Here is a 12,537-nt window from a genome sequence, read left to right as displayed (position 1 = left end):
AAAGAAAAAAGTGCAAGCTACCTTATTTTTTACCTTAAGATTTTTTTTCGGGTTGAATGATCAGGCCAAATACGCCACGGGGAGGCGTTTGCGCGGTCACTGTTTTTTGCACGCTGAAGCCGGATTTATGAAGATGTTGGATGAATGGCAGCCATTTCTTTTTTTGTTATTTGTTCGATGTTTGGGCATCGTAGATCACCTTTCCCTTTCGGATGGTGTAGGCCACTGCAGCGAAGTTTCGGATATCTGTATGAGGATCTGCTTTCAGCAGTACCAGGTCGGCATCCAACCCTTTGACCACACGCCCGCACTGTTGTGACAGGCCGAAGCGCTTTGCCGGCGCGGTCGTGAGCGAAGTGAGTATCTGGTCAAAAGTGAGACCTGCGGCCGCGAGAAAACGGAATTCATCTTCTGTATTAAAATCAGATATATAACCTACATCAGTGCCAAACAGGATCTCACCGCCTGCTTTGGCAAATATGCCTATTTGTTCTATGGCTGTTTTCACCAGCGGATGATCTTCAGGGGAGGCTACTTTGTTTCTCTCCAGTTCCCATTTGTATAGTTTCAGGGTAGGGATGACAGCCACATGATGCTGCCGCAGCATGTCCACATCCGCCTGTTTCCAGGCCACATAGCCATCCGGCGAAACATGCGCCAGTATGTCCACACCACCGGCGACGGCTACACGCATTCCTGTGTCAGAGGTAGGATGCGCGAATACCGACTTCTGATACTGGTGCGCGGTAGTGGTGGCGGCTTTCACGATATCCACGGGCATGGCCACCACGTTGTTGTTGCCTACAGGAGAGGCGGACCATATCTTGATAGCATCGGCGCCGGCATCGAGCTGTTTTTTGACGTAAGCCACGGCGGCCTCCGGAGTACTGATCTCGGGCAGTTTTATCGGGCGAACGTAAAAAGGACTGCCATTAGGTGGTACAAACGGTTCGCCGGCACTGAGGATGGCAGGCCCGTCTACTTCACCGGACCGTACCCGGTCCCGCAAGGCACGGAGATTACGGAAATTGAGCGTGGCCAGGTCAAATGCATGGGTAAACCCGCGACTGGTCAGCATCTCAGTCAGCTGCGCGGTGAGCTGTGCTGCAGGCAGACTGTCCGCATGTTCCCATACCGGGCTCATAAAATGCACATGCGAATTCCAGAAGCCAGCCATTAATACCAGCCCTTTACCATCTATTACACGCAGATTAGTGGGTACTTTCACCTGCTGTTGGCTGCCTACGGCGGCGATCTTGCCGTTTTTGATAAGCACCACACCCTGCTCTATAGGTGGCGCTCCCGGTGACGGATATATACGGGCGCCCACAAGGGCGAGATCAGACTGCGCATGGGCAGACAGGAAAATACAAGAGAGTACCACTAAGAGATACGTTTTCATATGGGAGTGTTGTGGTCAATTAAGGTACGTTTTTATTCTTTGATTTTCTTAGTTTTGAAATCATGGGAAGAAAGGAAACGATAGCGGCATTTTATGACGACAGAGGTATCCTCGGAGAGGGAAGCCGTTTGTTTAACGTGTTTGAAAACGGCGACCACTGCACGGTGCCACATATTTACAACCGGCGCGATTATTATAAGGTATCCCTGTTACAGGGACAAAGCCGCCTGAGCTGGAACGACCAGGAAATACTGATTGACCGGCCGGCCCTGGTATTTTTTAATCCGCATACGCCCTTTGGCTGGGAACCGGTGTCCGCTGAGCAGCCCGGCTTTTTTTGTATGTTTCAGAAAGCCTTCCTGCAAAATGGAGAACGGAATGAAAGCATGCAACAGGCGCCCCTCTTCAAACCCGGCAGCAACCCGGTATTTTTCCTCGGTCCTGCACAGGAGCAACGTATCAGTGGCATCTTCCAGCATATGCTGGAGGAAATGCAGTCAGACTACCTGTACAAATATGACCTGTTACGCAACTATCTCCAGTTGCTGGTACACGAAGCATTAAAAATAACACCGCATACTGTCAGTATCCGTCAGCAGAATGCTGCGGAGCGCATTACAGCCCACTTTTTTGAACGTATGGAGCGTGAGTTCCCGATAGACGCCCCAGGCCGCCAGCTGGAGCTGCGCGCTGCCGGTGACTATGCCAAGGCATTGGCGGTGCATGTCAACCATCTAAACCATGCAGTGAGGGAGGTGACCGGTAAACCCACTTCAGCGCATATTGCCGGCCGGATATTGCAGGAAGCAAAAGCATTGCTGCGCCATACCGATTGGCCGGTGGCCACCATCGCACACAGTCTTGGATTTGAATCCCCTAATTATTTCTCCAGTTTCTTTAAAAAACAAACCGGTCACGCCCCGAGACGCCTACGCACACACGTCCTTTGATTTTTATACTTTTTCCTTTGATGAGATGACCTTTCCTGCTCGTACGGCCGATAATTTTACGGGCTCAAAAATTCTGTTGTATGACGAAAGTTACCGGCTACGCAGCCAATGCGCCTCATGGGAGGCTGGAAAAATTTGTATATGAATTACCGGAGATCGGCCCGGAGCAAGTGGATATCAAAGTGGCCTATTGTGGGCTCTGTCATTCCGATCTGAGCATGATCAACAATGACTGGGGCGTTTCACGATATCCGCTGGTACCCGGCCACGAAATCGTGGGAGAGGTAATTCGCGCAGGCAGTCACGTGAAAGGCATACGGGTAGGCGATAAGGTGGGCCTTAGCTGGTTCTCGGAGTCGTGTATGCATTGCCGGCATTGCCTGGAAGGCAACCAGCAACTATGTGCGGAAGCCGAGCAGGTGGTAATAGACCGCCACGGCGGATTTGCTGATATCGTGCGAGGTCATTGGTCATGGGTCATTCCACTGCCTAAAAATATCAATATGGCAAAGGCGGGGCCACTGCTGTGTGCGGGACTGACAGTCTTCAATCCGCTGTTATTGGAAGGAGTGAAGCCCACCGACAGGGTAGGTGTGATCGGTATCGGCGGCCTCGGGCACCTGGCATTACGTTTCCTGAAGCACTGGGGCTGCGAGGTGGTGGCCTTCAGCTCCAATCCCTCCAAATACGAGGAAATACGAAACATGGGCGCTTCCCGCGTGATCAATTCTACCGATGCTAATGCACTGAAAACCGTGCAGGGCCAGCTGGATTTTATACTGAGCACGGTGAATGTGCCGCTGGACTGGAATATATTCCTGAATTGCCTCGCACCCAAAGGGAAATTGCATGTAGTGGGTATTGTACAGGAGCCTATCGCTGTTCCTGTTTTTGATATGATTGCCGGACAGAAATCTGTTGCGGGAAGCCCAGGCGGCGGTCCTGCGGTGATCCGTGCCATGCTCGATTTCTGTGTGCGCCACAACATTTATCCGATAGTGGAAGAGTTCCCGATGGAACAGGTGAACGAGGCCATCCGTCACCTGGAAGAAGGGAAGGCGCGCTACCGGATTGTGTTGAAGAACAGTTGATTAACAGAAAAGTAGGTGGGTAATGTGTTTAGTTTTCGTAAATTAACGGCATTAACCACATGCTATGTTAAACCAGTCGGCTGCTGCGCGCAAGGAGGAAATGGAACATTTCCGCAAGTTTTTTCTATTGTCCAATGATCTGTTCTGTCTGGTAGGCAGCAGCGGCACCTTTGAGATGGTGAACCCCGCCTTCTCAAAGGTGCTGGGCTGGAAGCCCGAGGAAATACTGGGCCGTCCGGTGTTTGATATCATTCATCCGGAAGATGCCGACAGCTCCGGTGAGCAACTGAAAGGACTAAACGAAGGGATCGATACTGTCAACTTTGTGAACCGTATGCGTAAAACAGACGGTGAATATGTGTGGTTGCAGTGGATGGCATCTCCCGAAATGGCCAACGGCAATATCTTCGCTGTAGGCAGGGATATTACACAGGAAATACAGCAGGAACGCCAGTTACAGGAAAGCGAACACCAGTTCAGGGTGTTTTTTAATAACTCCAGGGGCATGATGTGTATGCATGACCTCGAAGGAAAACTGCTGGCGGTAAACCGCGCCAGCGCTGAAAGCCTCGGCTATCAGCCGGAAGAAATCATTGGCGGAACGCTCTGGGACATCATACCTGCTGCATTTGCGGAAGGGGTGTACGAATATCTCGATGCTGTTAAAAAAGAAAAGCAGGTCAGTGGGATCATGCATACACGCCATCGCGATGGCAGCATACGGATTTGGCTGTACAACAACGTACTGGAATATTCCATCGATGGGACCCCTTACGTGATCGCTAATGCGCTGGATATAACGTTGAGGCATGCACTGGAGAAAGAATTGAAACTGACCACACATATGCTGGAGCGGACCAATAGCGTGGCCCGGATCGGCTTTTGGCAGTTTGATGTAATAAAACAATTACCTTATTGGTCAGATGTGACCCGCCACATTCATGAGGTGGACGACGACTTTGTGCCCTCATTGGAAGGTGCACTGAACTTTTACAAAGGTGCCAACCGCACCGCTATGGAAGATGCTGTCAACAGGGGGATACAATTTCATGAACCATGGGACATAGAACTGGAGATCGTCACGGCTGAAGGCAGAAATATCTGGGTACGTTCTATCGGCAGCACGGAAGTCAGGGACGGCAAATGCGTCCGGTTGTATGGCACCTTTCAGGACATTGACCGGCAAAAGCGGATGGAAGAAGAAATACAACGGGCACGCAAACTGGTGGAAGACATCCTGCAATCAGCCATCGACGTTAGTATTGTCGCTACGGGACTGGATGGCACCATTACCTTGTTCAATAAAGGGGCGGAGAACCTGCTGGGCTATACTTCCCGGGAAATCGTCGGTAAACAAACACCGGCCACTTTTCATGAACCGGCTGAACTCTCTGAAAGGGCCGGGTCCAAAGGTGTTGCGCCCATGGAAATATTTGCGCTGGAAGCCGCCCGTCACCGGCAGGTGGCACAGCAGGAATGGACGTATATCCGTAAAGACGGTTCTGCTGTGAACGTATCACTCGTGATATCGGCCATTCATAATATGGACAACGAACTGACAGGATACCTGCATATCGCTACTGATATTACCGACCGGAAGAAGGCGGAACAACTGTTGCTCGATGAAAAATCCAAGCTCGCCGCATTTGTGGAACATACCCCTGCGGCGGTAGTGATGCTGGATAAGCGGCTTCGTATTATTGCCTGCAGCAATGCCTGGGCAGAAGACAATGGACTGAAAGGGCAGGCACTTTACGGGAAAACAGTCTATGAGTTGTTGCCCAATGTTCCGGAAGGCTTCAAACAGATCTACCGTGATACAGTCGCCGGGAAAACGGAAAGGAATGGAGAATTCATTTGGCGGCCGCCGGGATGGAAACATGACCAGCATCTGCGCTGGGAGATAAGGCCCTGGTTTCATCATGATAGAGAAGTAGGCGGTATCACCATCCTGACAGAAGATATTACAGCCATCGCGCTGCACCAGGAAGAACTGCGGCAGGCCAAACTGCTGGCGGAACAGGCCAGTGTGGCCAAGTCGGAGTTCCTGGCCAATATGAGCCACGAAATCAGAACGCCGCTGAATGGTATCATCGGGTTTACAGACCTCGTACTGAAAACCCGCCTCAATGATGTACAACACCAGTACCTGTCTATCGTGAACCAGAGCGCAGGTACCCTGCTGAATATTATCAACGATATTCTTGACTTCTCGAAGATAGAGGCGGGTAAACTGGAGCTGGATGTTCAGAAACTGGACATCTATGAAGTGAGCTGCCAGGTGAGCGATATGGTGAAGTTTCAGGCCCAGAGTAAAGGCCTGGAAATGATCTATGACATATCTGCTGAATTGCCGCGTTTCATCTGGACCGACCAGCTACGGCTCAAACAGATACTGGTCAACCTCCTCTCCAATGCGGTCAAGTTCACCGAAAAAGGAGAAGTAGGGCTGAAGATATATCCCGTTTCTCCCGCAAATGCGGCATATCACCGCACCATCCGGTTTGAGGTGTCTGACACGGGTATTGGCATCCGGAAGGAGCGACAGGAAAAAATCTTTGAAGCTTTCTCCCAGGAAGATATATCTATCACCAAAAGATATGGCGGCACAGGCCTGGGCCTCACCATCTCCAATAAGCTACTGGCATTGATGAACAGCCGGCTGCAGTTACAGAGCACTCCCGGAGAAGGCAGCACGTTCTTTTTTGAAGTAACAGTCGAAACAGCTGATGGCCCGCCGGTGACATGGCAGCATATTGAAGCGGTGAAAAAAGTATTGGTGACAGATGATAATGAACACAACCGCACCATCCTGCAACAAATGCTGCTACTGAAAGGAATCGAGACCGACATGGCTAAAAGCGGCTTTGAAGCGTTGCAGTTCCTGATGGAAGGGCGGACCTACGACGCGGTATTGATGGACTACCACATGCCGGTGATGGATGGATTGGAAACACTCCGTAAAATGCGGAAGATGGCCGACCAGCTGGGGACCTGGACACCAGTGGTATTGTTGTACAGTTCTTCAGATGATGAAACGGTACAACGGGTTTGTGAAGAACTGAAGGTGGAACAGCGGTTGGTGAAGCCTGTCAAAATGCAGGACCTGTATAATGCGCTGGCGCATCTGTCATTGAAGAACGCTGATCAGCATGGTTCCGCACAGGCGGCGCAGCAAAAGCGGAAACCAGAACGTACCACTTTAAAAGTGCTGCTGGCAGAAGACAATAATGTCAATATGCTCCTGATTAAAACCATTATCTCCCGATCGATACCCACTTCCACCATTATAGAAGCGAGGACCGGACAGGAAGCAGTGACGCTTTACATTGGCGAACAACCGGACCTCGTATTTATGGATATCCAAATGCCGGGAATGAACGGCTATGATGCTACCCGCCGCATCCGGGAACTGTTTCCGGAGAAACATACTCCCGTGATCGCGCTGACTGCCGGCAATGCTAAAGGAGAGCGCGAAAGATGCATGGCCGCCGGTATGGATGATTTTCTGTCGAAACCCTTTGTGGAGGACGAAATTATGGAGCTGGTCAATAAATGGGTAAGCAGCGAAGAACCTGCTACGCCGCCGCCGGCAGACACGAAGCCGTTAGACCTCTCCGTGCTGATGGGCTACCTCGGCAGCGATACTGAGCAAGACCCGCTGCTCCGTGAAACGCTCTCCCTGCTGCTGGACGATTGTAAATCGGTTAGAAAGGAACTGGCCGAAAAAGACATGACCCAATATCCCAAAAGGATAGGGGAGATATGCCACAGTATGCGGAGCGTCACGACCTACGCTGGTTTGAGCGGACTGGAGAAAGTTTTCCGGGACACGGAAAGTAACGGTCCTACAGCGGAACAGTTGCAGGTGCTGGCAACGGAACTGGACAAGGCAATTGTTGCTGTTCAGCTGGCACTGGACCAGTTGTCCTGATATTACTGTACATAAATTTCATCACAACAGATGGCGGGTCGTTTGCTCTCAGGCGCTTCCCGCCATACGGGTATGTCTGCGGGGCAAACACCGGTAACCCGGATATAGCGTACGGCCTTTCCTGTTAGTTTGAAAGATACCGGTGTGTTTTTTACATCGTAGTCTTCGCCTTGTAGCGGAGTAATGACCTGTTCCCCCACATCCGTGAAATGGATGTTGTCGTCTGATATAGCAATACTAACCCGGGATGGATTAAAAATATAATGGCGCGCGTCTTGTAAGAAGTGCATGAACACGGTATTGACCGGTTTGGCAGTGCCCATATCTATTACCGCTACGAGGTCTTTACCATACAGGTACAGCCAGTTGAGACTGAAGTCTCTGCCGCCTTCCAGTCCGTCGGTAAGGGTCTGCGCGCCTTTGCCCGGAAACTCCGGCGGGGGTGGGTTCACCAGTGATACTTTGGCCCTGAAAGCCAGGCTGTTGGTCCATTTGCGGGCAAACAGGCTATCCCATTCCTGTTGGTAGCCATCGGGGCTAACGCCGCCTTCGGCTAATGTGGTCACGCCTGCCGCTTTGCAGCCGGCGGTAAATTTCCGTACCCTTTCCGGCCAGCGCGGATTGACCGTATATTCTTTTCCGTTAGCATCGAGGTAGCCGTGCGGTTCTGTACCGAAGAAGCGGGACTGCTGCAGGACGGTATATTCCAGTGGTAACCGCGCCGCATATACGCGTTTTAGCAACTCAGGCTGTCCTTCAACGGCAGCTTCGGCTTTGTCGAGCAGTTTGCTGTAGGTGTCAATCGCCAGTGGTGACAGGTAGTCCCGGTGATTGTTGACAGGGTTGCCGTAAATATCAAGCGGAGCATGCGTTTGTTTGAGTGTGTTCACCAGCGCGTCCATATACTGCCGCATGTTTTTACCGGCTTTTCCATAGTATCCCTGTAAAAAATCATCCTGTAATTTATCAGCATCTGTTTTGGGATTCCAGAGGTATTTGGCTTGTACATAGGCGTTGAATTCCGCCATGTCGCTATGGGTATCGCCGCTGCCTTGCGAGAATACGCCGCTTACTTTGTGGTCCGACAGGTATTGCAGGTTGGGCCGCAGATTGGCGTAGTCCGGGAAAGGCGCCAGGTAGTTGGTGAACTGGGTCGTATAATCCCATACAAAGATATGTGACGTGACGGTGCCCCAGGCATCCAGGTTTTTGCGGAAAGCGGCAGCTGATGGAATACTGCCCAGTGGCTCCTGCCGCAGGGCATCGATGGAGCTGAGCATGATGATCACATTAGCGGCCGGTTTGGTGCGTTGCGGTGGCCTGGCGGAATACAGATAAGACAGGGTGGTGAACTGCTGCTCCGGAAACTGCGCGGCCACTTTATTTACAAAACGTATCAGCGAACCGGAGGGACCGCCTTCTTCGGCGTCCACTTTGCGGCAAAGGTCGCAGGTACAGTAGCCGCCGCCATCTTCCTGTGAGATGGACCAGTACATAGCATCGGGATTAGCTTTGATGGCCAGGCGCAACGAATCCACTACGAGACGCCATACATTTTCGTTGCTAAGGCATAGCTGCGTAGGCTGCCGGATACCTTTCACCAGGGCAAAGTATTCCGGATGAACGGCAAACCATGCCCGGGGTGGTACCAGCTTAAAGAAAGAGTGGCCCCACAAGCCCCATAGGTCTTCAAAGCGATGCAGCTTGTGCCACTCGAGGTATTCATTGTCGAACGCCGCAGGATAGTAGGTTTCGCGGTAAGTGAAAGCCGGTTCTTGCAGATCGTGCAATTGTGCTGGTACCCGCACGTCTTTAACCGTGGGCACAGTGGCTGGCGCCTGACTGTATTTGCGGCAGCCGAGGTATTGTTCCAGCAGCGTGTATACGCCGTATACCACCCCTTTGCCACTGCCGCCGATAACGTACACGTCGCGCGCATCGGTAGCGAGCATAAAACCTTCCGGTTTTATTTTCCCGGTATTGATATTGGCTGCATGGTCGGTATGGCCAATAAAAATAGCCGGCTGGTTTTTATCCTTTAAGCTATTCTCTTTGACGATGTTCAACGTGGCGCCGGACATCCGTTTTACATAGTCTTTTAACACATCAGCAGCATGTTGGTCGTTCTTCCCCGCGTCAACGGGCAATACGATCACATAGTTGCTTTTACCGCCCGATACCAACGCGATATCACCGCCGGTAAGGGACTGGCAGCCATAACCGAACAACGTCATAATGTAAAGTAGGTATGTCATCTTCCTGCGCATAAAATTGGTTAGAATTTTCGTTGTACCGTTACAAAGATATCATACTGGTTCTGAAAAATGGTGGGGCTGATCTTCTGGTTGATCCAGGTGCCGTAAAGCCCCAGTGTGGTGCGGTACCTGATGGTTTTCTGATAACCGGTGCCTACGCTGCGGGTAAGCAGTCCTGCCAGTTGCGGGAACTGCACCAGCCGGCTGCGGTCATCGGGCGAGGTGCCCAAACCGGCCACCAACAGCAGATAGTCCTGGTCCCGGTTCATATAATACCGGGTGGTCAGGTTAAAGGAGGTATAAAAATGAGGCTGGTCACTGATGAAGTAGGCACGAAGGTTTACATAAAAGTCGTTAAACCTGTTGGCCACCGATACTACGCCGGAATATACATTGGAGGTATCTGCTTTCAGATAACGGGCGCCCAGCTCACCTTCTATGCTTTTACCAAAAGTATGGAAGATAGAGTAAGCCAGTCGCGCGGTAGGGAACACATCTGAATTGGCATAACTGGCAAGGGCATACGAATACGTGCGGCGGGTATGAGTGTAGTATAATTCTGCCTCACCCATTACGCCGGTGCCTTCCGCCCGTCCGCCATAGTTAAGCCTTGCGGCATAGCTGCCGCGCTTCATAAAATGGCGGTACTCCGCGGTGGCGATGTTATACCAGCGGCTGGTGCCGTAGTCATAACTGGAGCGCAGGAAGAACAGCCCAAATTGATTTTTGAGTGTTTTGCTGCGCAGGTAGTCAGCGTAATCGGTATGGACCGAGGTGTTGCTGTAGCGCAATAACGAATCTGCTGCCAGGGAGGCTGCGCTATAATCTTTTTTATTGTCGAGGGTTATGACGCGTTTTTCAAGGAACGCTGGGTTGTCCGGATAATACCGGAGCCCCTGATCAGTGTATAGGAGCGCACTGTCATAGGCACCTTTCCCGTTATACAGGTTGATGGCATATAACAAGGCAGCGGAGTCTTTCCGGTTGATGGCCAGCACCTGGCGGAAAGTTTGCAGCGCGCTGTCCGGCTGCTGATTACGCTGCGCTGTTGTGCCGGCGGCCAGCAGATTGTCCGTATAGGCGTTACGGTATTTAACGGTAAAAGGATATTGCTGCCGGAGGCTGTCGAGGATGGCGCTGGCGGCTGCATACTGATGTTGTGTGCTAAGGATGCCGGCTTTCTTAAACAGCAGTTCCCGGTTATGCGGGTCTTGTTGCAGTGCCTGGTCCAGCCGGGCCAATGCACTGTCGGGCTGTTGCATGGCGCTCTCGGCGTTGATCAGGTATTGCAGTGCCTCGGGTTGTCCGGGTTGTAAGGCCAGCACTGCCTGAAACTGCCTTTTGGCTTGTTCATATTCTTCATTTTGCATGAGTATCCTGCCGGCACTGAGATGGATGTCCTGTAACAGGGATGAGTATTGCGTATTGACCGGATACTGTTGCAGCAATGTTTCCATGATGGCGGTGGCCTGATCATACTGTCCCATGTCGGCCAGTATGTTGGCCTTTTTCAGCAGGAAGCGGGCATTACCGGGATGTTGTAGTAATGCCTGGTCGAGGACCGTCACTGCCTGTGCGGGTTTTTTCTGAAGCAGGTAGGTGTTGACCAGCAGGTTGGGCGCCGTGGTGTCAGCGGGCGTTATGCGAAGGGCGTTTTCGAATGCCGTGAGGGCTTCCGGGTATTGTTGCTGTACCAGGTATTCGCGGCCGCTGGCGGTATAGAGCCGGCCGAGGCGTTCGCGTTCGGTGGTGTTGCCGGGTTGCCGTTGTAGCAGCCTTTCAGCGAGCATGGCGGCTTCTGCGTATTTACGGTCGCTTTCCAGCATGTCTGCTTTCAGGCTGAGCAGCCGGGCGTCATCAGGGTGGTTTTTCAGGCCGAGGTTGATCCAGGTAAGCGCTTCGCGGTATGCGCCGCGGGACACGCTTAGGCCGATCAGCTTCTGCAGGGCATCCTGGTTACCGGGATTTTTTTCGAGTATGCTGGCATAAAGCGCGTAAGGATCGGTGTTGGTATAATAGGCGGCGGCTTCCATGCGTAAAGGCACCTGCTGGCTGCGGGCCCTGGTGTCTCCCGGAAAACGTTTAATAATATTTTCAAGGAGACTGATGGCTTCAGGATAACGGTGCATCTCGTGCAACATCTCCAGTTTGCTCATCAGCAGGTCGTAGGAGTTAGGATGGTTGGCCAGTTCGGCTTCTATCCGTTCCAGTGCGGCGCTGTAGTTATTATCACGTATATCCATGCCCGTAAGTGCCTGCCTGGCTTCCTGGTTGGAAGGGTCGGTCATCAGCGCTTTTTCGTAGTTGTCGCGGGCGAGGTTATGGTAGTTGTTTTTACGGAAGTAGCCGCCTGCCAGCAGGAAATGGCCTGTGACAGCTCTTTGCACGACGGTGTCGGTACCATGCCTGTCCAGCAGGGTATTAGCGTAATTGCTGCCCTGGTAGAACTTGCGGGCTTCATCCATGACACCTAGTTTCTTCAGCATAAATTCACGGTCGCCGTTGAAATACCCCAGCGCCATATCTGCATAACATTCGGCTTCCTCGTATTGTTTTTGGGCCAGTTCAATATTGATGGCATAGAGGTAGGCATCGCGGTAGCGGGGAGCGGTTAACAGCACCTGCCGGATGTATTTCCGGGCGCTGTCGTTTTGCCCGGTGAGCTGATACAGTCTGCCCAGCAGCAGTTGCTGGTCCACGAAATCGGGCTGCAGGTCCAGCGCCTGGCGGGAAAGACGGATAGCTTCCGGATATTGTTTTGCCCGCATGGCTTTTACGGCGTCGTCATAAACCGACTCGGCAGCCCTGCTTTTATTTTTGTTTTGTGCCATACCCGGCAGAACAGCTACGGTAGCGGTTATCAGGAAAACATATTTCAACACGGATGTCCTCATCTATAAAAAAA

Annotated in this window: 6 protein-coding genes; 3 read left to right on the top strand and 3 right to left on the bottom strand. The window is 51.9% G+C overall.

The annotated features are described in order from the left end of the window. Positions 1-166: 166 nt before the first annotated feature. Positions 167-1,402: an amidohydrolase family protein gene (locus tag HHL17_RS20120; RefSeq protein ID WP_169226587.1), complete on the bottom strand. Its 1,236-nt coding sequence runs from the start codon at positions 1,400-1,402 to the stop codon at positions 167-169. Positions 1,403-1,464: 62 nt separating this feature from the next. Here HHL17_RS20120 and HHL17_RS20115 point away from each other — a divergent pair, with 62 nt between their 5' ends. From HHL17_RS20115 to HHL17_RS20105, 3 genes are all read left to right on the top strand, one after another. Further along, entirely contained in the window at positions 1,465-2,352 is an 888-nt protein-coding gene (locus tag HHL17_RS20115; RefSeq protein ID WP_169226586.1) for a helix-turn-helix domain-containing protein, read from the top strand. Positions 2,353-2,432: 80 nt separating this feature from the next. Beyond that, on the top strand, positions 2,433-3,443 hold the full coding sequence (gene ahr, locus HHL17_RS20110; RefSeq protein ID WP_169226585.1) for an NADPH-dependent aldehyde reductase Ahr: 1,011 nt from the start codon (positions 2,433-2,435) through the stop codon (positions 3,441-3,443). A gap of 64 nt (positions 3,444-3,507) precedes the next feature. After that, the gene (locus HHL17_RS20105) at positions 3,508-7,377 is read left to right on the top strand and encodes a PAS domain-containing hybrid sensor histidine kinase/response regulator (protein ID WP_169226584.1); all 3,870 of its coding nucleotides are present in this window, start codon (positions 3,508-3,510) and stop codon (positions 7,375-7,377) included. Between the two features lie 2 nt (positions 7,378-7,379). Here the strand turns inward: HHL17_RS20105 and HHL17_RS20100 are convergent, their stop codons facing one another. Continuing rightward, positions 7,380-9,632, bottom strand: a complete 2,253-nt coding sequence (locus HHL17_RS20100) for a DUF4838 domain-containing protein (protein WP_169226583.1) — start codon at positions 9,630-9,632, stop codon at positions 7,380-7,382. A gap of 20 nt (positions 9,633-9,652) precedes the next feature. After that, positions 9,653-12,526, bottom strand: a complete 2,874-nt coding sequence (locus HHL17_RS20095) for a tetratricopeptide repeat protein (RefSeq protein WP_169226582.1) — start codon at positions 12,524-12,526, stop codon at positions 9,653-9,655. Between the last annotated feature and the right edge of the window lie 11 nt (positions 12,527-12,537).

The sequence above is a fragment of the Chitinophaga fulva genome (assembly GCF_012927205.1).
GTDB classification, from domain to species: Bacteria; Bacteroidota; Bacteroidia; order Chitinophagales; family Chitinophagaceae; genus Chitinophaga; species Chitinophaga fulva.
Note: the sequence above shows the minus strand (reverse complement) of the source record. Positions and strands in the feature narration are given on the sequence as shown.

Bases quoted from the DNA above. Each gene is read 5' to 3' on its own strand.
- HHL17_RS20100 (WP_169226583.1), bottom strand. From the start codon at position 9,632: ATGACATACCTACTTTACATTATGACGTTGTTCGGTTATGGCTGCCAG.
- ahr (WP_169226585.1), top strand. From the start codon at position 2,433: ATGACGAAAGTTACCGGCTACGCAGCCAATGCGCCTCATGGGAGGCTG.
- HHL17_RS20105 (WP_169226584.1), top strand. From the start codon at position 3,508: ATGTTAAACCAGTCGGCTGCTGCGCGCAAGGAGGAAATGGAACATTTC.
- HHL17_RS20095 (WP_169226582.1), bottom strand. From the start codon at position 12,526: ATGAGGACATCCGTGTTGAAATATGTTTTCCTGATAACCGCTACCGTA.
- HHL17_RS20120 (WP_169226587.1), bottom strand. From the start codon at position 1,402: ATGAAAACGTATCTCTTAGTGGTACTCTCTTGTATTTTCCTGTCTGCC.
- HHL17_RS20115 (WP_169226586.1), top strand. From the start codon at position 1,465: ATGGGAAGAAAGGAAACGATAGCGGCATTTTATGACGACAGAGGTATC.